Genomic DNA, 26,306 nt, shown 5'->3' with positions numbered 1-26,306 from the left:
CAAATCAGTTCTGGGTGGCGGCCGTCGGGGCCGCCGCCGTGGCGGTGGCCGGCGGCTGCCAGCCGCCGCCCAGGGCGCGCGCCAGGCCCACCTGCGTGTCGAGGGCGCGGGCCGCCAGGTCGACCGCGAGGCGGCGCTGGGCCAGCACGGCGGTTTCGGCGGTCAGCACGTTGAGGTAGTTGCCCAGGCCGGCGCGGTAGCGCTGCACGGCAATGTCGTAGGCGCCTTCGGCGGCCGTCTGCGCGGCGCGCTGTTCGGTCTGCTGGCGCACGATCGACTGTGCGCTCGACACCTGGTCGGCCGCATCGCGCACGGCGTCGAGCACGGTGGCGTTGTAGCTTTCGATGGCCACGTCGAGGTCGGCCGACTTGCCGCGCAGGTTGGCGCGCAGGCGCCCGCCTTCGAAGATCGGCAGGTGGATGGCCGGGCCCACGCCCCACTGCTCGCTGCCCGACTTGAGCAGCTTGCCGAAACCCAGGCTCTGGAAGCCGGCAAAGGCCGTGAGGTTCACGTTGGGATAGAACTGGGTCTTGGCATTGGCCACGTCGCTGGTGGCCGCCTCGACGCGCCAGCGCGCGGCGGCGATGTCGGCGCGGCGGCCCAGCAGGTCGGCCGGGATGTTCGCCTGCAGCGCCATCGGCTTCACGCCGGCGAGCACCGGCGGCTTGAGCGAGGCCGACACGTTGGGCTGGCCCACGAGCGCATCGAGTGCGTGCTGCTGCAGCGCGATCTGCTCGTTGAGCGCTTCGATCTGCTGGCGGGCTTCGGGCAGGCCGCCTTCGCTCTGGCGCAGTTCGAGGCGGGTGTCGAGGCCGGCCGAGACGCGGTCGCGCACCAGCTTGAAGGTCTCGTCGCGTTGGGCCAGCGTGCGCTTGGCCACGTCGACCTGCTCGTTCAGGCGCGCCCACTGGAAGTAGCTGCGCGCCACGTTGCTCGCGAGCAGCACGCGCGCGGCATCGGCGTCGGCTGCGGCGGCATTGGCCGCGCCGAGGGCGGTGTCGAGCGCGCTGCGGTTCTTGCCGAAGAAGTCGAGCTCCCAGCTCGCGCCCAGCTGCAACAGGCCGATGTTCTGCGTCGAGCCGCCCAGCGGCGCCGGGTAGATGTAGTTGCTGTTGAACTTCTGGCGGTTCAGGTTGAGGTCGGCGCCGACCTTGGGCAGCAGCGCCGCACCGGCGATGTCCGCCGAGGCCTGGGCGCGCACGAGGCGCGCACGCGCGACCTGCAGGTTCGGGTTGCCGGCCACGGCCTGGTCGACCAGCGCATTGAGCTGGCTGTCGCCGAAGGCCTGCCACCACTGGCTGTCCAGGCTGGGCACGTTGGCGCGCGCGGGGTCGGCCGCGATGCCGAGCGTGGATGCATCGCGCAACTTCGCGTGCGAGCCGATGCCGGCCATGTCGGCGCAACCGGCGAGCGCGACCACCGCCAGCGCGGCGGCCACGACGGGCGTGCGGCGCAGCGCGCGCACGGCGAAAGACTCAGTCATTCTTCTCTCCACGGGCCGCGAGGCCCTGTGCGTTGTCGAGGATGCGGCGCAAGTAGTCCTTGAGCTGCTCCCATTCTTCGAGGCTGAACCCGGCCAGGTACTCGTTCTGTACCCGGCTCAGCACATAGGGCACTTCCTTCGCGGCCGCACGGCCTTCGTCGGTGAGTTCGATGTTGACCACGCGGCGGTCTTCGAGCGAGCGCACGCGCCGGCACAGGCCCTTGGCCTCGAGGCGATCGAGCAGGCGCGTCATGGCGCCGGTGTCGAGCTCGCAGGCGCGGGCCAGTTCGGCCACGGTGGTGGCGGCACCGACGTGCAGCTTGTACAGCGGCACCCACTGCGGGTAGGTGGGGCTGCCGGGCTCGCACATGCGCGTGCCGACGGTCTGGCCGACGGACGTGACGATGCGGCGCATCAGGTAGCCGATGCTCTCTTCGGCGCGGTAGTCCTCGGCGCGATAGAAGGCGACCGGCGGGCGCACGGCCTCGTCGGGCGTCGGAGGGACCGGGGAAATGGGGGCATCGCTCATGCCCGAAATATTAGTTGTCATGGCAATTACTGTCAAGGCGACCTTTGTGGGGGCAAGGGCTCGGTAGAATTCGCGCCCATGGCTTCTTCCCCTCCGTCGTCCTCCGCAGCCAAAGGTTCGCCCCGCTCGCTGTCGGGGTTGCGCCCCTTCCTTCGCCCCTACCGCGTGCAGATCGTGCTGGCGGGGGTCTTCCTGGTGATGGCGGCGGTCACGACGCTGGCTTTTCCTATCGCCCTGCGCAGCCTGATTGACGGCGGCCTGGTCAGCGCCGACAAGGGCGCCCAGACCATGGCGCTGCGCGAGCACTTCGGCGCCCTCTTCGCGGTGGCCGTGGCGCTGGGCCTGTTTTCGGCGGCGCGCTTCTACACGGTGAGCTGGCTCGGCGAGCGCGTCACGGCCGACCTGCGCAACGCGGTCTACGGCCATGTGCTGCAGCAGAGCCCGGCCTTCTTCGAGACCACGCAGACCGGCGAGGTGCTGTCGCGCCTCACGGCCGACACCACGCTGGTGCAGACGGTCGTCGGCTCGTCGCTGAGCATGGGCCTGCGCAACGCCGTCATGGGCGTCGGCGCGCTGGCGGTGCTGGTGTGGACCAACCCCTATGTGATGGTGCAGGTGCTGGGCATCCTGGTGCTGGTGGTGCTGCCGAGCATGTGGTTCGGCCGCCGCGTGCGCAAGCTGTCGCGCGCCAGCCAGGACCGCGTGGCCGACTCGAGTGCCATCGCGGCCGAGGTGCTGAACGCGATTCCGGTGGTGCAGAGCTACACGGCCGAAGGCCGCGAAGCCGACCGCTTCAACAGCTCGACCGAAAACGCCTTCCATACCGCCGTGCGCCGCACGCGCGCGCGCTCGGTGCTCGTGGCCTTCATCATCATTGCCACCTCGGCCGCCCTGCTCTGGGGCCTGTACGAAGGCACGCAGGCCGTGCTGCGCGGCGACATCACGGCCGGCCACCTGGGCCAGACCGTGGTCTACGTGGCGATCCTGGCGAGCGCCACCGCGGTGCTCGGCGAGGTGTACGGCGACTTGCTGCGCGCGGCCGGCGCCACCGAGCGCCTGATGGAACTGCTGCATGCGCCGACGGCCATTGCGTCACCCGCACAGCCGGCGGTCGCGCCCGTTCCCGCCGCGGGCAGCGCCATCCGCTTCGACGCGATCACCTTCCACTACCCCTCGCGGCCGGGCACGCCGGCGCTGCGCGACTTCAGCCTGGACATCGCACCGGGCGAGACCGTGGCGCTGGTGGGATCGAGCGGCGCCGGCAAGAGCACGGTGTTCCAGCTGCTGCTGCGCTATTACGACCCGCAGTCGGGCCGCATCGTGCTCGACGGCGCATCGCTCGATGCGCTCGCGCTGCACGACCTGCGCACCCGCATCGGCCTCGTGCCGCAGGACGCGGTGATCTTCTCGGCCAGCGCCTTCGAGAACATCCGCTACGGCCGGCCCGACGCGAGCGCCGAGGAGGTGCACGCCGCGGCGCGCGCCGCCTTCGCGCACGACTTCCTGCAGGCCCTGCCCGAGGGCTACGACACCTTCCTGGGCGAACGCGGCGTGCGGCTGTCGGGCGGCCAGCGCCAGCGCATCGCCATTGCGCGGGCCATCCTGAAGAACCCGCCGCTGCTGCTGCTGGACGAAGCCACCAGCGCGCTCGACGCCGAAAGCGAACGCATGGTGCAGGCCGCGCTGGAATCGGCGATGGAAAACCGCACCACGCTCGTGATCGCCCACCGCCTGGCGACCGTGCAGAAGGCCGACCGCATCATCGTGCTGGACCACGGCGGCATCGTCGAACAGGGAACGCACGCGGCGCTGGTGGCGCAAGGCGGCGTGTACGCGCGGCTGGCCGCGCTGCAGTTCACGGCCTGACCCGATCGGGCCGATCGGGCCGATCGGTCAGTTACTGCAGGGTTTCTTTGAGCGCTGCCGGAATCGGCAGCGCCATCACCGGAATGCCTTCATCGAGCAGCGCCTCGGTCTGCTCTGGCGTGGCCTGGCCGCGGATGCCGCGCTCGGCGGTTTCGCCGTAGTGCATCTTGCGCGCCTCGTCGGCGAAGCGGTCGCCGACGTCTTCGGTCTTGGCCAGCACTTCGCGCACGGCGCGCATCCAACGGGCTTCGGGCGAAGTCGAGGTTGCGGATACTTGAGTGGAAGGCGTTGCGGGTGCCGCCGGCGCGTGGGCCGCGTCGCCGCGCCCTTCTTCCTTCGGCGCCTTGGCGTTGCTCAGGTTCAGGCGGGGCGCACTCAGCAGCTTGACGATGGCGGTGTCGCCACAGACCGGGCACTCGACGAGGCCGCTGGCGAGCTGGCTGTCGAACGCCTCGTTGGACGCGAACCAGCCCTCGAAGCCGTGGCCGTGCGTGCAGCGGAGATCGAGGACCTTCATGCGCGGATTATCCCGCGCCGCCTTGCGAGGCTGCGGCCTGCCAATCCAGTGCCCATGCGCCCGACAGGACGTTCTGCAGCCACAGGGCGCAGGTGAGCGTCTTCGCGTCGGTCACGGTGCCGTCGCGGCACCAGCCGATGAGCTCCTGCGGCGTGGCGGTGAACACGTCGAGGAACTCGCCGTGGTCGAGCTGGCGCTCGCCCAGCGAGAGGCCGCGTGCGAAGTAGATGTGGATGATTTCGGTCGAGTACGCCACCGCCAGGTGCGTGGCGCCGGCATGCGCCCATTCGCGCGCGGAGTAGCCGGTTTCCTCGAGCAGTTCGCGCTGGCCGCACAGCAGCGGATCTTCGCCGGCGTCGAGCTTGCCCGCGGGAAACTCGACGATCACTCGATCCACCGGGTAGCGGAACTGGCGCTCCAGCACCACGCGGCCGTCGTCAAGCAGCGGAATCACCACCACCGCGCCGGGATGCACCACGTACTCGCGCGTGGCGCTGTGGCCGTCGGGCAGGCGGATGGTGTCGCGCTTGGCATGCAGGAATTTGCCCTTGAAGAGCTCTTCGCTGCTGACGAGCGCTTCCTTCAGGTGCGCATCGACGGTTGCGGTGGCGGGAGAAGTCATGTCGGTCAGTGCCTGTGCTTCATCAGGTAGCGCCAGGTGAACCCCGGGAAGGCCAGCACGACGAACAGCGAGGCCGTCACCGCGTAGAACTCCCAGCCCTGGGCGGCGATCTGCCCTGCCCTGCGTTCGAACAGCAGGCCGATGCCGCCGGCAATGAAGTACAGCACCACCAGTTCGCCGAAGCGGATGGCGAGCGACTTGTGCTGGGTCGACAACGGCACCGCCCCGAACAGGCGCTCATTCAGGAACGGCAGGTTGGCAGCCACCAGGGCCACCAGCAGCACCACCCAGACCGACGCGGTTTGCGACACCGTGTTGCGGACCGCGTCAGTGGGCCAGCGTGGCCGCGATGGCGTCGTAGCACAGCGTCATCAGACCGCCGGGCAGCACGCCAAGAATGAGGATCAGCGCGCCGTTGATCGTGAGCACGGTGCGCACGTCGAACGAGGCCGACACGGTGGTCGCCGTGACGGGCGCGTCGAAGTACATGACCTTGACCACGCGCAGGTAGTAGAACGCACCGATCAGCGAGGTGATCACGGCGAACACGGCCAGGCCGATGTAGATGGCAGCGCCCGAGGCGATCAGCGCCTGCAGCACGGCCAGCTTGGCGTAGAAGCCAACGAGTGGCGGCAGGCCGGCCAGCGAGAACATCGCGATGGCCATCACGCCGGCGTACAGCGGGCTGCGCTGGTTCAGGCCGGCCAGGTCGGTGATCTCTTCGCTTTCGAAGCCTTCGCGCGCCAGCAGCAGGATGATGCCGAAGCTCGCCAGCGTGGTCAGCACGTAGGTCACGACGTAGAACATCGCGGCGCTGTAGGCGGCCTGTGCGTTCTGCGTGCCCTGCAGGTCGGAACCCGCCACCAGGCCCAGCAGCATGAAGCCCATCTGCGCGATGGTCGAGTAGGCCAGCATGCGCTTGAGGTTGCTCTGCGCGATGGCGGCCAGGTTGCCGATCACCAGCGACGCGACCGCCAGCACGGCGAGCATCTGCTGCCAGTCGATGGCCAGCGGCTGCAGGCCGTCGACCAGGAGGCGGATGATGATGCCGAAAGCAGCCAGCTCTGGCGCGGCACCGATCAGCAGCGTGATCGCCGTCGGCGCGCCCTGGTAGACGTCGGGCACCCACATGTGGAACGGTGCGGCACCGACCTTGAACGCCAGGCCGGCCACGATGAAAACCAGGCCGAACACCAGCACCTGGTGATTCACCTTGCCGGTCGAGATCGCCTTGAACACTTCGTTCAGGTCGAGCGAGCCGGTGGCGCCGTACATCATCGACAGGCCGTACAGCAGGAAGCCGCTGGCCATGGCGCCGAGTACGAAGTACTTCATGGCGGCTTCGCTGGCCACCGCGTTGTCGCGGCGCAGCGCCACGAGCGCGTAGCTCGACAGCGTGAGCAGCTCCAGGCCGAGGTAGATCAGCAGGAAGTTGCTGCCGCCGATCATCACGAACATGCCCAGCAGGGCCAGCATGCTGATCGTGAACATCTCGCCGCCGCGCAGCATCTCGCGGTCGGCCGCGTAGGGACGGCCGTAGACCAGCGTCACCATCAGGGCCAGCGAGGCGAAGCACTTGAGCCAGTTGCCCATCGTGTCGCTCACCACCATGCCGCCGAAGCCGTAGGAGGTCTTGCCGCCGACAGCGGCCAGGCCCGTGAGCACGGCCACCGCCGCCAGCGTGAGCAGCGTCAGGATGTAGGTGCGGGTGCGGCGCGGGCTCGTGTCCGACAGGTCGACCAGCGCAATGATGCAGGCCATGACCAGCAACACGATTTCGGGGTAGATCGTCACCCAGCTGAGTTTGTCAATCATCTCGTTCTCTTCTTCAGCGTGGCATCAGACGGGCAGCTTCGAAATCGCCACGTGGCGCAGAAGCTCGACGACGGAGGCATCCATCGCGTCGGTGAAAGGCTTCGGATACAGGCCCATCCACAGCACGGCGATCGCCAGCAGCGACAGCATCAGGAATTCGCGGGCGTTGATGTCCTTCAGTTCCTTGACGTGGTCGTTGCCGACCGGGCCCAGGTACACGCGCTTGTACATCCACAGGGTGTAGGCGGCGCCGAAGATCAGTGCGGTGGCGGCGCCCAGGCCGACCCAGAAGTTGGCCTTGACGGCGCCCAGGATCACCATCCATTCGCCCACGAAACCGGCGGTGCCCGGCAGGCCGCAATTGGCCATGGCGAACAGCAGCGCGAACGCGGCGAACTTGGGCATGGTGTTGACCACGCCGCCGTAGTCGGCGATCTGGCGCGAGTGCACGCGGTCGTACAGCACGCCGATGCCCAGGAACATGGCGCCCGACACGAAGCCGTGGGCAATCATCTGCACGATGCCGCCGGACACGCCGAGCTCGTTGAAGATGAAGAAGCCCAGCGTCACGAAGCCCATGTGGGCGACCGACGAGTACGCCACCAGCTTCTTCATGTCCTGCTGCACCAGTGCAACGAGGCCCACGTAGATCACGGCAATGAGCGACAGCGCGATCATGAGCCAGGCCCACTCGTGCGAGGCGTCAGGCGCGATGGGCATCGAGAAGCGCAGGAAACCGTAGGCACCCAGCTTCAGCATGATCGCGGCCAGCACGGCCGAACCGCCCGTGGGGGCCTCGACGTGCACGTCGGGCAGCCAAGTGTGGACCGGCCACATCGGCACCTTGACGGCGAAGGCCGCGAAGAAGGCGAAGAACAGGAAGGTCTGCGCGGTCGAACCCAGCGGCAGCTTGTGCCAGCTCAGGATGTCGAAGCTGCCGCCCGACTTGTTGTACAGGAAGATCAGCGCGACCAGCATCAGCAGCGAGCCGAGCAGCGTGTACAGGAAGAACTTGAACGCCGCGTAGATCTTGTTCGGGCCGCCCCAGATGCCGATGATCAGGTACATCGGGATCAGCGTGGCTTCGAAGAACACGTAGAACAGGATGCCGTCGAGCGCCGAGAACACGCCGATCATGAAACCCGACAGGATCAGGAACGCGCCCATGTACTGGTTCACGCGCTCGGTGATCACTTCCCAGGCCGAGATCACGACCACGACCGTGATGAACGAGGTCAGCAGCACCAGCCACAGCGACATGCCGTCGATGCCCAGGTGGTAGTTGACGTTGAAGCGCGAGATCCAGCTCGTCTTCTCGACGAACTGCATCGCGGCGGTTCCGTTCTGGAAGCGCGTGAACAGCGGCACCGTGACCAGGAAGCTCACGATGGCACCGACGAGCGCGACCCAGCGCACGCCCTTGGCGTGCTCGTCGCGGCCAAACGCCAGCAGCACGGCGCCGAATGCGATCGGCACCCAGATGGCAAGGCTCAACAAACCCATTTTTCTTTTTCTCCAGCGTTCGGGCTCAACGTTTGAACCAGACGAAGTACGTCATCAGGATGAAGATGCCCAGCAGCATCGCGAAGGCGTAGTGGTAGATGAAGCCCGACTGCAGCCAGCGCACGACGCCGGCCACGCGACCCACCACCTTCCAGGAACCGTTGACGAGCGCGCCGTCGATCAGCGCCTGGTCGCCGCCCTTCCACAGGCCCGTGCCGAGCAGGCGCGCACCGCGGGCGAGGATGTTCTCGTTGATCCAGTCGAGGTAGTACTTGTTCTCGAGCAGGTTGTAGATCGGGCTGAAGGCGCGCTTGATGGCGGCCGGCAGTGCCGGGTTCATCATGTACATGTAGTACGAGAGCGCCACGCCGGCCAGTGCCAGCCAGAACGGTGCGGTCTGCAGGCCGTGGATCGCCATGGCGACCGGGCCGTGGAAGGCTTCCTTCAGCTCGCCCATCGCGTGGTGCTTGGCACCGTCGACGAAGATCGCGTCCTTGAAGAAGCTGCCGAACAGCATCGGGTCGATGGTCATGAAGCCGATCACCACCGAGGGGATCGCCAGCAGCACCAGCGGCAGCCAGACCACCATCGGCGATTCGTGCGGCTTGTGGGCGTCGTGGCCATGGCCGTGGTCATCGTGTCCGTGCGCGTCGTGCGCATGGTCGTCGTGGTGTGCGTCGGGGTTCTGGTCGTAGCGTTCCTTGCCGTGGAAGACCAGGAAGTACATGCGGAACGAGTAGAACGCCGTCACGAACACGCCGGCCAGCACCGCGTAATAGGCGAACTGCGCGCCCCACAGGTGGCTTTCGTGCACGGCCTCGATGATGCTGTCCTTCGAGTAGAAGCCCGAGAACAGCGGCGTGCCGATCAGCGCGAGCGAACCCAGCAGCGAGGTGATCCAGGTGATGGGCATGTACTTGCGCACGCCACCCATCCAGCGGATGTCCTGGTTGTGGTGCATGCCGATGATCACCGAGCCCGCGCCGAGGAACAGCAGCGCCTTGAAGAACGCGTGCGTCATCAGGTGGAACACCGCGACCGAGTAGGCCGAGGCACCGAGCGCCACCGTCATGTAGCCGAGCTGCGACAGCGTCGAGTACGCGACCACGCGCTTGATGTCGTTCTGGATGATGCCCAGGAAGCCCATGAACAGCGCGGTGATGGCGCCGATCACGAGGATGAAGCTCAGGGCCGTGTCGCTCAGCTCGAACAGCGGCGACATGCGCGCCACCATGAAGATGCCGGCCGTCACCATCGTTGCCGCGTGGATCAGCGCCGAGATGGGGGTCGGGCCTTCCATCGAGTCGGGCAGCCACACGTGCAGCGGGAACTGGGCGCTCTTGCCCATCGCGCCGATGAACAGGCAGATGCAGATCACCGTGATGAGCATCCACTCGGTGCCCGGGAAGGTGATGCCGGCCAGCGTGTGGGCCTTGGCGAAGGCTTCGCCGTAGTTCAGCGTGCCGGCGTAGGCGGCGATCAGGCCGATGCCCAGGATGAAGCCGAAGTCGCCCACGCGGTTGACCAGGAAGGCCTTCATGTTCGCGAAGATGGCCGTGGGCTTGTTGAACCAGAAGCCGATCAGCAGGTACGACACCAGGCCCACCGCCTCCCAGCCGAAGAACAGCTGGAGCATGTTGTTGCTCATGACGAGCATCAGCATCGAGAAGGTAAAGAGCGAGATGTACGAGAAGAAGCGGTTGTAGCCGTCGTCTTCTTCCATGTAGCCGATGGTGTAGATGTGGACCATCAGCGACACGAAGGTCACGACGCACATCATCATGGCCGTGAGGCCGTCGACCAGGAAGCCGACTTCCATCTTCAGGCCGCCGACCATCATCCATTCGTAGATGGTCTGGTTGAAGCGGGCGCCGTCGACGATGACCGACTTCAGCGTCATCGCCGAGATCACGAAGGCGACGAACACGCCCAGGATGGTCAGCGAATGCGTGACCTTGCGGCCGATGTGGTTGCCGCCGAACTTCGTGCCGAACAGGCCGGCAAGTGCGGCGCCGACCAGGGGTGCCAGCGGCACGGCCAGCAAGGTGGATGCGGAAAGGGTTGCGCTCATACTGCTGTCAACCCTTGAGCGAGTTGAGTTCGTCGACGTTGATGTTGGACTTGTTGCGGAACAACAGGACCAGCAGCGCCAGGCCGATGGCCGATTCGGCCGCCGCCACCGTCAGGATGAAGAACACGAAGATCTGGCCGTGCATGTCGCCCAGGTAGTGCGAGAAGGCCACGAAGTTCATGTTGACCGCCAGCAGCATCAGCTCGATGGCCATCAGCAGCACGATCAGGTTCTTGCGGTTCAGGAAGATGCCGATCACCGACAGCGCGAAGAGCATCGCACCGAGCGAGAGAAAGTGTCCAAGCGTGAGCGTCATGCCTTGTTTTCCTTTGCAGCGGCATCCGCTGCCGGGGCCTCAACCACCGGCTCGGCCGCACGCGTGACGGGCATCTGCACGATGCGCACGCGGTCGCGCGCCTTCACGCGCACCTGGTCCGACGGGTTGACGTACTTGCTGTCCTTGCGGGTGCGCAGCGTCAGTGCAATGGCAGCAATGATGGCCACCAGCAGGATGACCGCGGCGATTTCCAGCGGGTAGAGGTATTCGGAATACAGCAGCTTGCCCAGCTCGAGCGTGTTCGAGCTGTTGGGCGAGGTCGTCGCCATGGCGCGCGGGCCTTCGCCCAGGCGGAAGCCGCCCATGAGCACGGCGGCCATTTCGAGCGCGATGAGCGCGCCGATGCCGGCGGCCAGCGGGAAGTGCTTCCAGAAGCCCTCTCGCAGGCCGTCGACGTCGATGTCCAGCATCATCACGACGAACAGGAACAGCACCATCACGGCGCCGACGTACACCAGCACGAGCGAGATCGCCAGGAACTCGGCGCGCAGCAGCAGCCAGATGGCCGAAGCCTGGAAGAAAGCCAGCACCAGGTACAGCGCGGCGTACACGGGATTGCGGGAGGTGATGACGCGGAAGGCTGCAAACAGCAGCACCGCGGCAAACAGATAGAACAGACCGGTCTTGACGTCCATTGGAATTCGATTGGTACGGGTTTCGAGCGGAGCCGGCTCAGCGGTACTTGGCGTCGGCCGCCTTGTTCGCCGCGATTTCTTTTTCGTAGCGGTCGCCCACGGCCAGCAGCATGTCCTTGGTGAAGTACAGGTCGCCGCGCTTTTCGCCGTGGTATTCGAAGATGTGCGTCTCGACGATCGAGTCGACCGGGCAGCTCTCTTCGCAGAAGCCGCAGAAGATGCACTTGGTCAGGTCGATGTCGTAGCGCGTGGTGCGGCGTGAGCCGTCGTCACGCACGTCGGATTCGATGGTGATCGCCAGCGCGGGGCACACGGCCTCGCACAGCTTGCAGGCGATGCAGCGCTCTTCGCCGTTCTCGTAGCGGCGCAGCGCGTGCAGGCCGCGAAAGCGCGGCGACAGCGGCGTCTTCTCTTCGGGGAACTGGACGGTGATCTTGCGCGCGAAGGCGTACTTGCCCGTGATGGCCAGGCCCTTGAACAGTTCGAACAGCATGAAGCTGCCCAGGAAGTCCTTGAGCGAGAACGGTGCGGAGGCCAGCTTGGAGGTGCGTCCGAGCCCTCCGGCGGTGTGTGAAGCAGTCATGATGTCGTCGCTTCCTGCTTATTTCCAGATGTTGAACGGCGTCTGCATCCAGCCACCGACCACGACCAGCCACACCAGGGTGACGGGAATGAAGATCTTCCAGCCCAGACGCATGATCTGGTCGTAGCGGAAGCGCGGGAACGTCGAGCGCACCCACAGGAACATGGTGACCACGCAGAAGGTCTTCAGGCCCAGCCAGATCCAGCCCGGAATGAAGCTCAGGAACTCGAACGGCGGCAGCCATCCACCGAGGAACAGCACCACGGTCAGGATCGAGACGAGCCACATGTTGGCGTACTCGGCCAGGAAGAACATCGCGAAGCTCATGCCCGAGTACTCGATCATGTGGCCGGCCACGATTTCGGATTCGCCTTCCACCACGTCGAACGGGTGGCGGTTGGTTTCGGCCAGGCCCGAGATGAAGTACACGACGAAGATCGGCAGCAGCGGCAGCCAGTTCCACGACAGGAAGCCGATGCCCATGTCTTGGAACATGCCCTTGCCCTGCACCGTCACGATGTCGGACATGTTCAGGCTGCCCGTGACCATCAGCACCACGACGAAGCAGAAGCCCATCGCGATCTCGTAGCTCACCATCTGTGCCGAGGCGCGCAGCGCGCCCAGGAAGGCGTACTTCGAGTTCGAGGCCCAGCCGGCGATGATCACGCCGTACACCTCGAGCGAGGTGATGGCCATCACGAACAGCAGGCCGGCGTTGATGTTGGCCAGCGCCACGTCGGGGCCGAAGGGAATCACGGCCCATGCGGCCAGCGCCGGCATGATGGTCATGATGGGGCCGAGCAGGAACAGGCCCTTGTTGGCGACCGTCGGAAGGATGATTTCCTTGGTCATCAGCTTGAGCGCGTCGGCGATCGGCTGCAGCAGGCCCAGCGGCCCGATGCGGTTCGGGCCCACGCGGATCTGCGTGAAACCGATGGCCTTGCGTTCCCACAGCGTGAGGTACGCCACGGCCAGCATCAGCGGGATCACGACGACGATGATCTTGATCAGCGTCCAGACCACGGGCCAGACGACGGACGTCCACCAGCCTGCGGCGACCAGCCCCTGGCCGAAGCCATGAATTGCGTCGATCATGCCAGGGCCTCCTCGGCACGAGCGGGTGCGGCCGGTGCGCTGTTGCGCGCGTCGGCGGTCAGCTGCAGCGACGGTGCGCGGCGCACGATCGAGTCGAGCTGGTAGATGCTCGCGACCACGGGCGCAGCCACGGCGCCGCTGGCCACGACGGCCTTGGCGGAGGTGGCGTTGCTCAACGCGTTCGCCGGCACGGTGCCCTTGTCACCGACAGTGGCCAGCACCTCGGCGGTCGATTCGAAGGCGAAGCCCGGCAGGCCGAGCAGGTTCGCCAGCACGCGCAGCACCTTCCACGCCGGACGCGTCTCGCCTTGCGGCTTCACGACGGCATGGAAACCTTGCAGGCGGCCTTCGGCATTGACGAAGGTGCCGGGCGTTTCGGTGAACGGCGCGATGGGCAGCAGCACGTCGCTGAACTCGAGGTTGGCCTTGAAGGGGCTCAGCGTGACGACCATTTGCGCATTGCCGATGACATCGGCGGCGGCAGCGCCGGCGGCCGAATCGAACACCGGTTCGGTGTTCAGCAGCAGCACGGCCTTGAGGCCGGAGCCGGCGGCGAGCATGCGGCCGGCATCGAGACCGCCGTTCTTCGGGAACGCGCCGACGAGCTGCGCGCCCACGGTGTTGGCGGCTTCGGTCAGGTAGCCGACGGTGGCGCCGGTCTGTGCGCCGATCCAGTTCGCGAGGGCCAGCAGGCTGCTGGCTTGCGCGTGGTGGGCGGCGGCATTGCCGAGCAGGATCGCCTTGCGTTCGCCGCTCAGCAGCGACGCTGCGATGGCTTGTGCAGCAGCGTCGGGCTCGCTCGTCGGTGCCAGCGGTGCAGCGGCACCGTTGGTCTGGCCGATGGCGGCAGCGACTGCCGCCAGGGCTTCGACCCACTGGTCGGCTTCGACGATGGTCGATTGCGCCACGTTGATGGCCCAAGCTTCGCGGTCGGCCATCAGGCTGGCCGAGGTGATCACCGACAGCGCGGCGCCCTTGCGCACGGCCTGGCGGATGCGCTGCGCGAACAGCGGGTGTTCCTTGCGCAGGTTCGAACCGACGACCAGCGCGCGCTGCACTTGCGTGAGCGAGGCGATCGAGGTGCCGAGCCAGCGCACGCCTTCGAAGACCGAGAACTCGGCGTTGCGCAGGCGGTAGTCGATGTTGTCGCTGCCCAGTTCACGCGTGAGCATGGCGGCGAGCTGCAGTTCTTCGAGCGTGCTGTGCGGGCTGACCAGCGTGCCGATGCTTTGCGCACCGTGGTCGGTCTTGATCTGCTTGAGGCCGTTGGCAACGTATTCGAGCGCCGTCTGCCAGTCGACCTGCTGCCATTGACCGCCCTGCTTCAGCATGGGCTGCGTCAGGCGCTCGGTGCCGTTGAGCGCTTCGTACGAGAAGCGGTCGCGGTCGGCGATCCAGCATTCGTTGACGTCTTCGTTCTCCAGCGGCACCACGCGCATCACGCGGTTGTTCTTGACCTGGACGATCAGGTTGGCACCGGTGGAATCGTGCGGGCTCACCGACTTGCGGCGCGACAGTTCCCAGGTGCGGGCGCTGTAGCGGAAGGGCTTGCTCGTGAGCGCGCCGACCGGGCAGATGTCGATCATGTTGCCCGACAGCTCGGAGTCGACCGAGTCGCCGAGGAAGGTTTCGATTTCGGAGTGCTCGCCGCGGTGCGACATGCCCAGCTCCATCACGCCGGCCACTTCCTGGCCGAAACGGACGCAGCGCGTGCAGTGGATGCAGCGGCTCATTTCTTCCATGCTGATCAGCGGGCCGACGTCCTTGTGGAACACGACGCGCTTTTCTTCTTCGTAGCGCGAAGAAGAACCGCCGTAGCCGACGGCCAGGTCCTGCAGCTGGCATTCGCCGCCCTGGTCGCAGATGGGGCAATCCAGCGGGTGGTTGATCAGCAGGAACTCCATGACGGACTGCTGGGCCTTGATGGCTTTGTCGCTCTTGGTGCGAACGATCATGCCCTGCGTGACGGGCGTGGCGCAGGCCGGCATCGGCTTGGGCGCCTTTTCCACGTCGACCAGGCACATGCGGCAGTTGGCCGCGATGCTGAGTTTCTTGTGATAGCAGAAGTGCGGAATGTAGGTGCCCGCCTTTTCGGCCGCATGCATCACCATGCTGCCTTCGGTCACTTCGACCTTCTTGCCGTCGAGTTCGATTTCGATCATGTCTGTGTTTCTTCTCGCACTCAGGCCTTGACGGGCGCCGTCGGGACGTGACCCGGGATCAGGGCCTCGAACTCATGGCGGAAGTGCTTGATCATGGCGCGCACGGGCATGGCTGCCGCATCGCCGAGCGCACAGATGGTGCGGCCCATGATGTCGCCGGCCACGGAGTCCAGCAGCTGCATGTCGCTGGGCTTGCCCTGGCCGTTGTGGATGCGGTCCACCACGCGGTAGAGCCAGCCCGTGCCTTCGCGGCAGGGGGTGCACTGGCCGCAGGACTCGTGCATGTAGAAGTACGAGAGGCGCTTGAGCGACTCGACCATCGACCGCGTGTCGTCCATGACGATCACGGCGCCCGAGCCCAGCATGGAGCCGGCCTTGGCGATCGAGTCGTAGTCCATGGTGCAGGCCATCATGATGTCGGCCGGCAGCACCGGCGACGACGAGCCGCCGGGAATCACGGCCTTGAGCGTGCGGCCCTTGCGCACGCCGCCGGCCAGCTCGAGCAGCTTGGAGAACGGCGTGCCCATCGGCACTTCGTAGTTGCCGGGCAGCTCGACGTCACCGCTCACCGAGTAGATCTTGGTGCCGCCGTTGTTCGGCTTGCCGCACTCGAGGTAGGCCTGGCCGCCGTTGCGGATGATCCAGGGCACCGCCGCGAAGGTCTCGGTGTTGTTGATGGTGGTCGGCTTGCCGTACAGGCCGAAGCTCGCCGGGAACGGCGGCTTGAAGCGCGGCTGGCCCTTCTTGCCTTCGAGCGACTCGAGCAGCGCGGTTTCTTCGCCGCAGATGTAGGCACCGAAGCCGTGGGCGGCGTGCAACTGGAAGTTGTACGTGCTGCCCATGATCTTGTCGCCGAGATAGCCGGCGGCACGCGCCTCTTCAAGGGCGGCCTCGAAGCGGTCGTAGCTCTGGAAGATCTCGCCGTGGATGTAGTTGTAGCCCACGCTGATGCCCATCGCATACGCGGCGATGGCCATGCCTTCGATCACGATGTGCGGGTTGAACTGCAGGATGTCGCGGTCCTTGCACGTGCCGGGCTCGCCTTCGTCCGAATTGCAGACGAGGTACTTCTGGCCCGGGAACTGGCGGGGCATGAAGCTCCACTTCAGGCCGGTCGGGAAACCCGCGCCGCCACGGCCGCGCAGGCCCGAGGCCTTCACTTCGGCGATCACCTGGTCGGGCGTGAGGCCCTCGGTGAGGATCTTGCGCAGCGCCTGGTAGCCGCCGCGCGCTTCGTAGTCGGCCAGGTGCCAGTTGGTGCCGTCCAGGCCTGCATAGATCTGAGCGCCGATGTGGCGGTCATGGAAGCAGGTCTGGACACCGGTGGCCTGGAATTGCGAGAGAACCTGTTCGGGCGTCATCACGAAGCCTCCCCTGGCTTGGCACTGCGCAAACCGTCGATGAGCTGGTCGAGCTTGTCGTTGCTCATGAAGCTGCACATGGTGCGGTCGTTGACCAGCATCACGGGCGAATCAGCGCAGGCGCCCAGGCATTCGCTCTGCTGCAGCGTGAACAGGCCGTCGGCCGTGGTCTCGCCCATCTTGATGCCGAGCTTCTTCTCGAGATGAACCAGCGCGGTGACGCCGTCGCGCAGCTGGCACGGCAGGTTGGTGCACACGTTGAGCTTGAACTTGCCCACCGGATGCTGGTTGTACATGTTGTAGAAGGTCGTCACTTCGTGCACGGCGATGGGCGCCATGCCGAGGTAGGCGGCGATCTCGCGCTCGCGCTGCACGCTCACGAAGCCTTCGTCCTGCTGGACGATGGCCAGGCAGGCCATCACGGCCGACTGCTTGCCGGCTTCGGGGTACTTCGCGACCTCGCGCGCAAAGCGCTCGAGGATGGCAGCCTTCAACGGCGCCGAGGGCGCCGCGTCATGGTGATGGGTTGAGGAAGTCGTCATTCGCTCTTTCTCACCTGTCGATTTCGCCGAACACGATGTCCATCGTGCCGATCACCGCGACAGCGTCGGCGATCATGTGGCCGCGCGACATTTCGTCGAGGGCAGCGAGGTGCGGGAAGCCCGGGGCGCGGATCTTCAGGCGGTACGGCTTGTTGGCGCCGTCGCTCACGAGGTAGATGCCGAACTCGCCCTTGGGGTGCTCGACGGCGGCATACGCTTCGCCTTCGGGCACATGGAAGCCTTCGGTGAAGAGCTTGAAATGGTGGATCAGCTCCTCCATGTTCGCCTTCATCGATTCGCGCGCGGGCGCGGCGACCTTGTGGTTGCTGGTGATGACCGGACCCGGATTCACGCGCAGCCATGCCGAGCACTGCTGGATGATCTTGTTGGCCTGGCGCATTTCTTCCACGCGAACCAGGTAGCGGTCGTAGCAGTCGCCGGTCTTGCCACGGGCACGTCGAACTGCATCTGGTCGTAGACGTCGTAGGGCTGCTTCTTGCGTAGGTCCCATTCGACGCCCGAGCCACGCAGCATCGGGCCGGTGAAGCCCAGGTTCAGCGCGCGCTCCGGCGTGACCACGCCGATGCCCACGGTGCGCTGCTTCCAGATGCGGTTGTCGGTGAGCAGCGTCTCGTACTCGTCGACCATCTTCGGGAAGCGCTTGCAGAAGTCGTCGATGAAGTCGAGCAGCGAGCCCTGGCGGTTCTCGTTGAGCTTCTCGATGGCCTTCGCATTCTTGATCTTGCTGACCTTGTACTGCGGCATCGAATCCGGCAGGTCACGGTAGACACCGCCCGGACGGAAGTACGCCGCGTGCATGCGCGCGCCGGACACGGCTTCGTACATGTCGAACAGGTCTTCACGCTCGCGGAAGCAGTAGATGAGCATGTTCATCGCGCCGCAGTCCAGACCGTGCGCGCCGAGCCACAGCAGGTGGTTCAGCAGGCGGGTGATCTCGGCGAACATCACGCGGATGTACTGCGCGCGGATCGGCACGTCCAGGCCCATCATCCGCTCGATGGCGAGGCAGTAGGCGTGCTCGTTGGACATCATCGACACGTAGTCGAGGCGGTCCATGTAGGGCAGCGACTGGATGAAGGTGCGCGATTCGGCGAGCTTCTCGGTCGCACGGTGCAGCAGGCCGATGTGGGGGTCGGCACGCTGGATCACTTCGCCGTCCAGCTCGAGCACCAGGCGCAGCACGCCGTGTGCTGCGGGGTGCTGGGGACCGAAGTTGAGTGTGTAGTTCTTGATTTCGGCCATATTTGTCAGTGCAAACCGCCGCCGTAGTTGTCTTCGCGGATCACGCGCGGCGTGATTTCGCGCGGCTCGATCGAGACCGGCTGGTAGACCACGCGCTTCTGCTCTTCGTCGTAGCGCATTTCGACGTGACCCGACACCGGGAAGTCCTTGCGGAACGGGTGGCCGATGAAGCCGTAGTCGGTCAGGATGCGGCGCAGGTCGTCGTGGCCGTCGAACACGATGCCGTACAGGTCGAAGGCTTCGCGTTCGAACCACGTGGCGGCGCTCCAGACGGGCTGGAGCGAATCGACCACGGGCAGGTCTTCGCTGGTCGCGAACACCTTCAGGCGCACGCGCTGGTTGAGACTCACGGAGAGCAGGTGCGAGACGACGCCATAGCGCTCGCCTTGCCACTCGCCTTCGCGGTAGTCGGAATAGTCCATGCCGCACAGATCGATCAGCTGTTCGAAACGGCAACCGGGCGCATCGCGCAGCAGCAGCGCCGCGTCGATGTAGTCGGCGGCGCTGACCACGACGGTCACTTCTTCAAGCGCGATCGTCACGCTCTTGGCCTTGGCGCCGAGGGTCTCGGCGATGGTGGCGCGCAGCACCTCCGGCGAAATTGCAAAGTCAGTCATCGTCGGCAATCTCTCAGGCGCGGGCAATGGTGTTGGTGCGGCGAATCTTCTGCTGCAGCTGGATCACGCCGTACAGCAGTGCTTCAGCGGTGGGCGGACAACCCGGCACATAGACGTCGACCGGCACGATGCGGTCGCAGCCACGCACCACGGAATAGCTGTAGTGGTAGTAACCACCGCCGTTCGCGCAGGAGCCCATCGAGAGCACCCAGCGCGGCTCGGGCATCTGGTCGTAGACCTTGCGCAGCGCCGGCGCCATCTTGTTGCACAGCGTACCGGCCACGATCATCAGATCGGACTGGCGCGGGCTGGGACGGAACAGCATGCCGAAACGGTCGATGTCGTAGCGGGCAGCGCCCGCGTGCATCATTTCGACCGCACAGCATGCGAGGCCGAACGTCATCGGCCAGAGAGATCCGGTCTTCGCCCAGTTCACGACCGAGTCGTAGGTCGTGGTGACGAAGCCTTCTTTGAGAACGCCTTCAATGGCCATCGTGTAGCTTCCTTGTCATTCCCAGTCGAGCGCGCCTTTTTTCCACTCGTAGACGAAGCCCACGACGAGGATGGCGAGAAAGATCATCATGGCCCAGAAGCCAACGGCGCCGATTTCCTTGAGCGCAATGGCCCACGGAAAGAGAAAGGCAATCTCGAGATCGAAGAGGATGAAGAGAATCGCAACGAGGTAATAGCGCACGTCGAATTTCATGCGCGCATCCTCGAAGGCTTCGAAGCCGCACTCGTAGGGCGCGTTCTTCGCAGCGTCGGGCCGATTGGGCCCGAGGATGTATCCAATGACTTGCGGGGCGACGCCTACGCCGACCCCGACCAAAATGAACAAAAGGACGGGAAGGTAGGAATCGAGGTTCATCGAGAAATTTTCACCGCTTGCCACCGACAGAAGAGCCTCTGGAAAGAGATCTTCTGCCGGTGAGATTTGGTGCGGTCGGCGAGACTCGAACTCGCACAGCTTTCGCCACTACCCCCTCAAGATAGCGTGTCTACCAATTTCACCACGACCGCGGTTTTTAACTGTCCAGATGGCATGAGGTGCCGTTGAGGCATTTGGCTTTCTGAACAGATTTAGAGTTTACCCTGAAATGAAGCCGTTTCTCACGAACGGCTGCATGAAAACAACCTGATTACTTGGCCGGAATCTGACCGGAGCCCGAAACGGGTGCAGCAGGCGCCGAAGCGGCCTTGGCAGGTGCTGCTGCAGCGGGGATTTCGCCCGCAGCGCCGGTCGCAGGCGCGGCCGGTGCAGCAGGCGCACCCACGGCTGCGCGCTCCAGCAGGCTGCCGCCGCCCGCAGGACGTGCGTGGCTGAAGTAGGCCAGCAGCAGCGTGCAGGCGAAGAACACCGCGGCCAGCACAGCCGTGGTGCGCGAGAGGAAGTTGGCACTGCCGCTGGCGCCGAACAGGCTGCCTGCACTGCCGCTGCCGAAGGCCGCACCCATGTCGGCACCCTTGCCGTGCTGGATCAGGATCAGGCCGATCATTGCCAGCGCCGCCAGCATTTGCACGCCGACCAGAAGATTGAGGACCACGTTCATTCGTTCTTACTCCTAAGTGATGGCTGCCGTTGCCGCGATCAGCGTGCAGCGGCAGAAATGATCTGCAGAAAGTCGGGCGCCTTGAGCGAGGCGCCGCCGATGAGGCCGCCGTCGATGTCGGCCTGCGCCAGCAGTTCGGCGGCATTCGCCGCGTTCATGCTGCCGCCGTACAGAATCTTGATGCCCGCGGCATGTTCGCTCGCGGCATGGTGCAGTTGCGCACGCAGCACGGCATGCACCGCCTGCGCCTGTTCGGGCGAAGCCGTCTTGCCCGTGCCGATGGCCCAGACCGGCTCGTAGGCCACGACGATCTCGCTGATGCAGTGACCATTCACATGGATCACCGCGGCCAGCTGGCGCTTGACGATCTCTTCGGTCTGCCCTGCTTCGCGCTGTGCCAGCGTCTCGCCGACACAGACGATCGGCGTGATGCCGTTCGCCAGCGCCGCCGCCGTCTTCGCGGCCACGGCATCGTCGGTTTCGCCGTGGTACTGGCGACGCTCCGAATGGCCGACGATGGCATAGCGCACGCCGAAATCCTTCAGCATCGCAGCCGATTGCTCGCCGGTGAACGCACCTTGCGGGTGCGCCGAAATGTCCTGCGCACCGAGGGCCAGCGACGGCGTGTCCGCCAGCAGCGATTGCAGCTGGGCGAAGTACGGCGCAGGCGCGCACAGCGCGACACCGCATGCTGCAGGGCTGGCGGCCAGCCCTTGCTGCAGGGCCCTCACCAGCGCCTCGTTGGCGGCCAGACCGCCATTCATCTTCCAGTTGCCGGCAATCAGTTTCTTGAAGGTTGTCATCGCGTTGTTCGTCTCACCAAGTCAGCACGATCTTGCCGATGTGCTGGTTCGATTCCATCAGCGTGTGAGCCTGGGCCGCGCCGCTGGGCTCACCTGCTGCCGCATAGGTGCTGTGGATCACGGGCTTGACCGCGCCGCTTTCGAGCAGCGGCCAGACCTTCTCGCGCAGTGCCTTGGCAATGGCGCCCTTGAACGCCACCGGCCGCGGACGCAGCGTCGAGCCGGTGATCGTGAGCCGACGACGCAGCACGAGGCCCGCGTTGATCTCGCTCTTCACACCGCCCTGCACCGCGATGATCACCAACCGGCCATCTTCGGCCAGGCACTCGACCTCGCGTGCCACGTAGTCGCCGGCCACCATGTCGAGCACCACGTCCACGCCCTTGCCGCCCGTGAGCTGCTTCGCCACTTCGACGAAATCGCTCGTGCGGTAGTTGATCGCGTGGTCGGCGCCGAGTTTCAGGCAGGCTTCGCACTTGTCGTCGCTGCCAGCCGTGACGATCACGGTCGCGCCGAGCGCCTTGGCGATCTGGATCGCCGTGACGCCGATGCCGCTGGAGCCACCCTGGATCAGCAGGGTCTCGCCCTTCTGCAGGCGGCCGCGCTCGAACACATTGCTCCAGACGGTGAAGAAGGTCTCGGGCAGCGAAGCCGCCTCGACATCGCTCCAGCCCTTGGGCACCGGCAGGCATTGCGCCACGGGCGCCACGCACAGCTCGGCATAGCCGCCACCGGCCACCAGCGCGCACACGCGGTCGCCGACCTTGAAACCCGCGTCGGCCAGCGCCTTGGCGTCGCCCGACACGATCTCGCCGGCCACTTCGAGGCCCGGCAGGTCGGAGGCGCCGGGCGGCACGGGGTAGTGCCCCATCCGCTGCAGCACGTCCGGACGATTCACGCCGCTGGCCGCCACGCGGATCAGCAGCTCACCCTCGCCCGCCACCGGGTCGGGACGCGCAGCGACGCGCAGCACCTCGGGGGCGCCGTACGAAGTGATCTCAATGGCTTTCATGGGGTCTCCGAGACTCGGATGCCCGCACAGGGGCGGGCATCAGTGGCTGTCCACGAGAGGCGACGGCACCAGGCCGTCGCGCCTCACTGCTTACTCCTGCGGTTCGCGCGGCGCTTGCTGCTGCGACTCGCCGGCGGGCTGCTGTTGCTGCTCGCCGCGGGGCTGTTGCTGCTGGTCGTTGAAGCGCGGTGCGCGCTCGCCACGATCACCACCACGGTCGCCGCCGCGATCGCCACGGTCCGAACGCTCACGGCGGTCGCCACCACGGTCACCGCGATCGCCGCGGTCTTCACGCGGCGGGCGCTCGCTGTATTCCATGCCGGCCGGACGCTCGGTCAGAGCCTTCATGGACAGCTTGACGCGGCCCTTTTCGTCGGTCTCGAGAACCTTGACCTTCACGATCTGGCCTTCGCTCAGGTAGTCGGTCACCTTCTCGACGCGCTCGTGCGCGATCTGGCTGATGTGCAGCAGGCCGTCCTTGCCGGGCAGCAGGTTGACCAGTGCGCCGAAGTCCAGAATCTTGGTGATCGGGCCTTCGTAGACCTTGCCGATTTCGACTTCGGCGGTGATCTGCTCGATGCGCTTCTTGGCGAATTCGGCCTTTTCCGGATCGGTCGAGGCGATGGTGATGGTGCCGTCTTCGTCGATGTTGATCGTCGTGCCGGTTTCTTCCTGCAGGCCACGGATCACGGCGCCGCCCTTGCCGATCACGTCGCGGATCTTCTCGGGGTTGATCTTCAGCGTGGTCAGGCGCGGTGCGAACTGCGACACGTCGGCCTTGGCCTCGCCCATCGCTTCTTGCATCTTGCCCAGGATGTGCATGCGCGCTTCCTTGGCCTGTGCCAGTGCGACCTGCATGATTTCCTTGGTGATGCCCTGGATCTTGATGTCCATCTGCAGCGCGGTGATGCCGTTGGTCGTGCCGGCCACCTTGAAGTCCATGTCGCCCAGGTGATCTTCGTCGCCCAGGATGTCGGTCAGCACCGCGAAGCGGTTGTCTTCCTTGATCAGGCCCATGGCGATGCCGGCCACGTGTGCCTTCATGGGCACGCCGGCGTCCATCATCGAGAGGCAGCCGCCGCAGACCGAAGCCATCGACGAGGAGCCGTTCGACTCGGTGATTTCCGACACCACGCGGATGGTGTACGGGAATTCTTCCTTGGTCGGCAGCACGGCGACGAGCGCGCGCTTGGCCAGACGGCCGTGACCCACTTCGCGGCGCTTGGTGGAGCCCATGCGGCCCACTTCGCCGGTGGCAAAGGGAGGCATGTTGTAGTGGAACAGGAAGCGGTCTTCGTACTCGCCGGCCAGCGCGTCGATGCGCTGTGCGTCGCGCTCAGTGCCGAGCGTGGTGACGACCAGGCCCTGCGTCTCGCCGCGCGTGAACAGCGCCGAGCCGTGGGTGCGGGGCAGCACCGAGTTGCGGATTTCGATGGGGCGCACGGTGCGCGTGTCGCGGCCGTCGATGCGCGGCTCGCCTTGCAGGATCTGGCCGCGCACGATGCGCGACTCGATCGCGAACAGCAGGTCGCTGACCTTGCCGGCGTCGAACTCGGCGCCTTCGGCCTTCAGGGCCGTGAAGACGCTGGCATTGGCTTCGCGCAGGGCTTGCGTGCGGGCTTGCTTGCTGCGGATCTGGTAGACGGCGCGCAGCTTTTCTTCGGCCAGGCCGTTGATCTTGGCGATGAAGTCTTCGTCCTTGGCTTCAGGCACCCAGGTGCCTTCCTTGAGCCATTCCGGCTTGCCGGCGTCGCGCACGAGGTCGTGGATCGCGTTGATCGCGATGTTGGCTTGCTCGTGGCCGAACACCACGCCGCCCAGCATGATTTCTTCGCTGAGTTGCTGGGCTTCGGATTCGACCATCAGCACGGCGGCCTGCGTGCCGGCGACGACGAGGTCCATCTGCGAATCCTTGCGGGCGGTGGGGCCCGGATTCAGCACGTACTGGCCGTTGATGTAACCCACGCGGGCGGCACCGATCGGGCCGCTGAACGGGATGCCGGAGATCGACAGAGCGGCGCTCACGCCGATCATGGCGGCGATGTCGGCGTCGACTTCAGGGTTCAGCGACACGGTGTGAATCACCACGTGCACTTCGTTCAGGAAACCTTCGGGGAACAGCGGGCGGATCGGACGGTCGATCAGGCGGCTGGTCAGGGTTTCGTGTTCGCTGGGCTTGGCTTCGCGCTTAAAGAAGCTGCCGGGGATCTTGCCCGCGGCGTAGGTCTTCTCGATGTAGTCGACGGTCAGCGGGAAGAAGTCTTGACCCGGCTTGGCGGCCTTGGAAGCGACCACGGTCGCCAGGATCACGGTGCCGTCGATGTCGACCAGCACGGCGCCGGTCGCCTGGCGGGCGATTTCACCGGCTTCCATGACGACAGTCTTGTCGCCCCATTGGAAGGACTTGGTGATTTTGTTGAAGAGGCTCATTTTTGCTCCTATTTTGATAGCGAATCACACAGGATTCGCAAGGGGCGGAGGCTGCTCAGAACACGATGCCATTCCAGCGAAGCTCGGGACGAACTTCATTGGAATGACACAGCTTCGCTCTGTTGGGCACTCCGAAAGTGGATCGCGAAGTAAAAAACGCCTGAGCTAGCGGACTAACCCAGGCGTTTTTTCATGCGATTCGAATTACTTGCGCAGACCCAGCTTGGCGATCAGCGCGGTGTAACGCTCGGCGTCCTTGGACTTGAGGTAGTCGAGCAGCTTGCGACGGCGGCTGACCATGCGCAGCAGGCCGCGACGACCGTGGTGGTCCTTGGCGTGCGTCTTGAAGTGGGGGGTCAGCTCGTTGATACGGGCGGTCAGCAGTGCGACTTGCACTTCGGGGCTGCCGGTGTCGTTGGCTGCACGGGCGTTGTCCTTGACAACTTCGGCCTTGATGGAGGCTGCGATCATGTTGAATTTCCTTGTTCCGGGATGTTTGACTTGCGGTGAGCACTGGAACTGCCCTCACCGTGCGCCTTGCGGCATGCAAAGCTTTGGGAGTATACATCGGCCGGCTTGACCGCTCCCTCCCGCCGCCTTCCGTCAAGCGAAACCAGCCCCACGGCCCCCAGCACGCAGGCGGCGCCGGCGACCTGGGCCCACCCCACCGCCTCCCCCAGCCACCACGCGGCCAGGACCAGCGCCGACACCGGCATCAGCGCCGTGAACAGCGCCGCTTCGGCGCCCCGCAGCCGGGCGGCGCCCGCGTACCAGAGCAGGAAACCCGCCACCGTCGGCACCAGCGCGTAGTAGGCCACCCCGGCCAGCGCCTCGGCGGGCACCGGCTGAAGCCAGGCGCGCTCCAGCAACGCGGGGATCACGGACAGCAGCAGCCCCAGCGCCACCATCGCGGTCGATTGCACGAGCGGCGCCAACGGCACGCGCAGCCGCTTGTTGAGCAGGATGAACAGCGACTCGAGCGCCACCGCCCCCAGCACCAGCAGGTTGCCGAGCAGCGCGGTCGACGTGCGCTCGCCACCTCCGTCGCCCGGACGCAGCGTGATCGCCAGCACGCCCAGGCTCGCGAGCACGATCCCGCCCACCAGGTAGCGCCCCGGCCGCTCGCGCAGCGCCAGCACGGCCACCAGCGCGGCCATGGCCGGCAGCGTGCCGGTCACCACGCCCGCGTCGGCGGCCGGCGCCCAGCGCACGCCCAGGATCAGCAGCACCGTGTAGCCGACGCTGCCCGCCGCCGCCTGGCACAGCAGCAGCACGGCGTCGTGGCGGTCCGGGCGCGGCCAGCACACGCGCAAGCATCCCATCAACACCACGAACACGGGCAGCGCCAGCGCAAAGCGAAGCGCGGTCGCCGTGAACGGCGGCAGGCCGCTCGCAATGAGCTTGCTCGCGACCACCGTGCTGCCGACCGTGACCATCGCGAGCGCGCACAGCCACATTCCCTTGCTTCGTTCCGACATCCTGATCGCCTTCCGTTTTGCAGAAAGCGCGA

25 protein-coding genes, 1 tRNA gene and 1 pseudogene are annotated in these 26,306 nt (G+C 65.8%); 1 reads left to right on the top strand and 26 read right to left on the bottom strand.

The features are described from left to right. Positions 1-4 precede the first annotated feature (4 nt). Together ACAM52_RS06080 and ACAM52_RS06075 are read right to left on the bottom strand one after the other, a co-directional pair. A complete protein-coding gene (locus ACAM52_RS06080; protein ID WP_369646431.1) occupies positions 5-1,483 on the bottom strand; it encodes an efflux transporter outer membrane subunit in 1,479 nt (492 codons plus the stop codon). Then, positions 1,476-2,012 carry a MarR family winged helix-turn-helix transcriptional regulator gene (locus ACAM52_RS06075; RefSeq protein ID WP_062475361.1) on the bottom strand — a complete coding sequence of 179 codons (537 nt, stop codon included), beginning with the start codon at positions 2,010-2,012 and terminating at the stop codon, positions 1,476-1,478. The genes ACAM52_RS06080 and ACAM52_RS06075 overlap by 8 nt, the downstream gene beginning before the upstream one ends. Before the next feature lie 78 nt (positions 2,013-2,090). Between ACAM52_RS06075 and ACAM52_RS06070 the strand changes: the two genes are divergently transcribed. Continuing rightward, the gene (locus ACAM52_RS06070) at positions 2,091-3,878 is read left to right on the top strand and encodes an ABC transporter transmembrane domain-containing protein (protein WP_369646430.1); all 1,788 of its coding nucleotides are present in this window, start codon (positions 2,091-2,093) and stop codon (positions 3,876-3,878) included. 31 nt (positions 3,879-3,909) lie between these two features. On the opposite strand, the gene ACAM52_RS06065 is transcribed toward ACAM52_RS06070, so the two are convergent. The 24 genes and pseudogenes from ACAM52_RS06065 to ACAM52_RS05950 all read right to left on the bottom strand — a co-directional run bounded on the left by ACAM52_RS06065 (position 3,910) and on the right by ACAM52_RS05950 (position 26,274). Beyond that, entirely contained in the window at positions 3,910-4,395 is a 486-nt protein-coding gene (locus ACAM52_RS06065; RefSeq protein ID WP_369646429.1) for a DUF1178 family protein, read from the bottom strand. A 7-nt stretch (positions 4,396-4,402) separates the two neighbouring features. Then, entirely contained in the window at positions 4,403-5,017 is a 615-nt protein-coding gene (locus ACAM52_RS06060; protein WP_369646428.1) for an NUDIX domain-containing protein, read from the bottom strand. A gap of 5 nt (positions 5,018-5,022) precedes the next feature. Next, on the bottom strand, positions 5,023-5,328 hold the full coding sequence (locus tag ACAM52_RS06055) for a DUF2818 family protein (RefSeq protein WP_369646427.1): 306 nt from the start codon (positions 5,326-5,328) through the stop codon (positions 5,023-5,025). A 16-nt stretch (positions 5,329-5,344) separates the two neighbouring features. Then, positions 5,345-6,832 (bottom strand): NADH-quinone oxidoreductase subunit NuoN, encoded by a 1,488-nt coding sequence (gene nuoN, locus ACAM52_RS06050; RefSeq protein ID WP_062475383.1) that lies wholly within the window; start codon positions 6,830-6,832, stop codon positions 5,345-5,347. Positions 6,833-6,856: 24 nt separating this feature from the next. Then, positions 6,857-8,335: an NADH-quinone oxidoreductase subunit M gene (locus tag ACAM52_RS06045; protein WP_062475386.1), complete on the bottom strand. Its 1,479-nt coding sequence runs from the start codon at positions 8,333-8,335 to the stop codon at positions 6,857-6,859. Positions 8,336-8,360: 25 nt separating this feature from the next. After that, on the bottom strand, positions 8,361-10,406 hold the full coding sequence (nuoL, locus tag ACAM52_RS06040) for an NADH-quinone oxidoreductase subunit L (protein WP_062475389.1): 2,046 nt from the start codon (positions 10,404-10,406) through the stop codon (positions 8,361-8,363). A 7-nt stretch (positions 10,407-10,413) separates the two neighbouring features. Beyond that, a complete protein-coding gene (nuoK, locus tag ACAM52_RS06035) occupies positions 10,414-10,722 on the bottom strand; it encodes an NADH-quinone oxidoreductase subunit NuoK (RefSeq protein WP_007837741.1) in 309 nt (102 codons plus the stop codon). Next, positions 10,719-11,378, bottom strand: a complete 660-nt coding sequence (locus ACAM52_RS06030) for an NADH-quinone oxidoreductase subunit J (protein WP_062475392.1) — start codon at positions 11,376-11,378, stop codon at positions 10,719-10,721. Before ACAM52_RS06030 ends, nuoK begins: the two co-directional genes overlap by 4 nt. A 37-nt stretch (positions 11,379-11,415) precedes the next feature. Further along, positions 11,416-11,961: an NADH-quinone oxidoreductase subunit NuoI gene (gene nuoI, locus ACAM52_RS06025; RefSeq protein WP_062475395.1), complete on the bottom strand. Its 546-nt coding sequence runs from the start codon at positions 11,959-11,961 to the stop codon at positions 11,416-11,418. 18 nt (positions 11,962-11,979) lie between these two features. Then, entirely contained in the window at positions 11,980-13,056 is a 1,077-nt protein-coding gene (gene nuoH / locus ACAM52_RS06020; RefSeq protein WP_095949076.1) for an NADH-quinone oxidoreductase subunit NuoH, read from the bottom strand. Next, positions 13,053-15,218 (bottom strand): NADH-quinone oxidoreductase subunit NuoG, encoded by a 2,166-nt coding sequence (gene nuoG / locus ACAM52_RS06015; protein WP_369646426.1) that lies wholly within the window; start codon positions 15,216-15,218, stop codon positions 13,053-13,055. Before nuoG ends, nuoH begins: the two co-directional genes overlap by 4 nt. A gap of 20 nt (positions 15,219-15,238) precedes the next feature. Continuing rightward, positions 15,239-16,579 carry an NADH-quinone oxidoreductase subunit NuoF gene (gene nuoF / locus ACAM52_RS06010; protein WP_070063112.1) on the bottom strand — a complete coding sequence of 447 codons (1,341 nt, stop codon included), beginning with the start codon at positions 16,577-16,579 and terminating at the stop codon, positions 15,239-15,241. Then, on the bottom strand, positions 16,579-17,121 hold the full coding sequence (nuoE, locus tag ACAM52_RS06005) for an NAD(P)H-dependent oxidoreductase subunit E (RefSeq protein WP_062475406.1): 543 nt from the start codon (positions 17,119-17,121) through the stop codon (positions 16,579-16,581). Before nuoE ends, nuoF begins: the two co-directional genes overlap by 1 nt. A gap of 10 nt (positions 17,122-17,131) precedes the next feature. Then, positions 17,132-18,384, bottom strand: a pseudogene (locus ACAM52_RS06000) (NADH-quinone oxidoreductase subunit D). A gap of 5 nt (positions 18,385-18,389) precedes the next feature. Further along, entirely contained in the window at positions 18,390-19,001 is a 612-nt protein-coding gene (locus ACAM52_RS05995) for an NADH-quinone oxidoreductase subunit C (protein ID WP_369646425.1), read from the bottom strand. A gap of 13 nt (positions 19,002-19,014) precedes the next feature. Then, positions 19,015-19,494 carry an NADH-quinone oxidoreductase subunit B family protein gene (locus tag ACAM52_RS05990; RefSeq protein WP_007837763.1) on the bottom strand — a complete coding sequence of 160 codons (480 nt, stop codon included), beginning with the start codon at positions 19,492-19,494 and terminating at the stop codon, positions 19,015-19,017. Positions 19,495-19,509: 15 nt separating this feature from the next. Continuing rightward, a complete protein-coding gene (locus ACAM52_RS05985) occupies positions 19,510-19,869 on the bottom strand; it encodes an NADH-quinone oxidoreductase subunit A (RefSeq protein ID WP_055805154.1) in 360 nt (119 codons plus the stop codon). 67 nt (positions 19,870-19,936) lie between these two features. After that, a tRNA-Leu gene (locus ACAM52_RS05980) sits at positions 19,937-20,021 on the bottom strand. A 119-nt stretch (positions 20,022-20,140) separates the two neighbouring features. Further along, positions 20,141-20,551, bottom strand: coding sequence for a preprotein translocase subunit SecG (secG, locus tag ACAM52_RS05975; RefSeq protein WP_159271069.1), 411 nt, complete (start codon positions 20,549-20,551; stop codon positions 20,141-20,143). Between the two features lie 38 nt (positions 20,552-20,589). Then, entirely contained in the window at positions 20,590-21,354 is a 765-nt protein-coding gene (tpiA, locus tag ACAM52_RS05970; protein WP_369646424.1) for a triose-phosphate isomerase, read from the bottom strand. Positions 21,355-21,367: 13 nt separating this feature from the next. Beyond that, positions 21,368-22,366: an NAD(P)H-quinone oxidoreductase gene (locus tag ACAM52_RS05965; RefSeq protein ID WP_159271066.1), complete on the bottom strand. Its 999-nt coding sequence runs from the start codon at positions 22,364-22,366 to the stop codon at positions 21,368-21,370. Between the two features lie 90 nt (positions 22,367-22,456). Beyond that, complete coding sequence (pnp, locus tag ACAM52_RS05960) at positions 22,457-24,796, bottom strand: polyribonucleotide nucleotidyltransferase (RefSeq protein WP_369646423.1); 2,340 nt, start codon at positions 24,794-24,796, stop codon at positions 22,457-22,459. Positions 24,797-25,000: 204 nt separating this feature from the next. After that, a complete protein-coding gene (gene rpsO / locus ACAM52_RS05955; RefSeq protein WP_056579564.1) occupies positions 25,001-25,267 on the bottom strand; it encodes a 30S ribosomal protein S15 in 267 nt (88 codons plus the stop codon). Next, entirely contained in the window at positions 25,264-26,274 is a 1,011-nt protein-coding gene (locus ACAM52_RS05950) for a DMT family transporter (RefSeq protein WP_369646422.1), read from the bottom strand. The genes rpsO and ACAM52_RS05950 overlap by 4 nt, the downstream gene beginning before the upstream one ends. Positions 26,275-26,306 lie beyond the last annotated feature (32 nt).

This window comes from Variovorax sp. V118 (genome assembly GCF_041154445.1).
Taxonomy (GTDB): domain Bacteria; phylum Pseudomonadota; class Gammaproteobacteria; order Burkholderiales; family Burkholderiaceae_C; genus Variovorax; species Variovorax boronicumulans.
The sequence above is the reverse complement of the archived record's forward strand: the minus strand, read 5'-3'. Positions and strand labels throughout refer to the sequence as shown.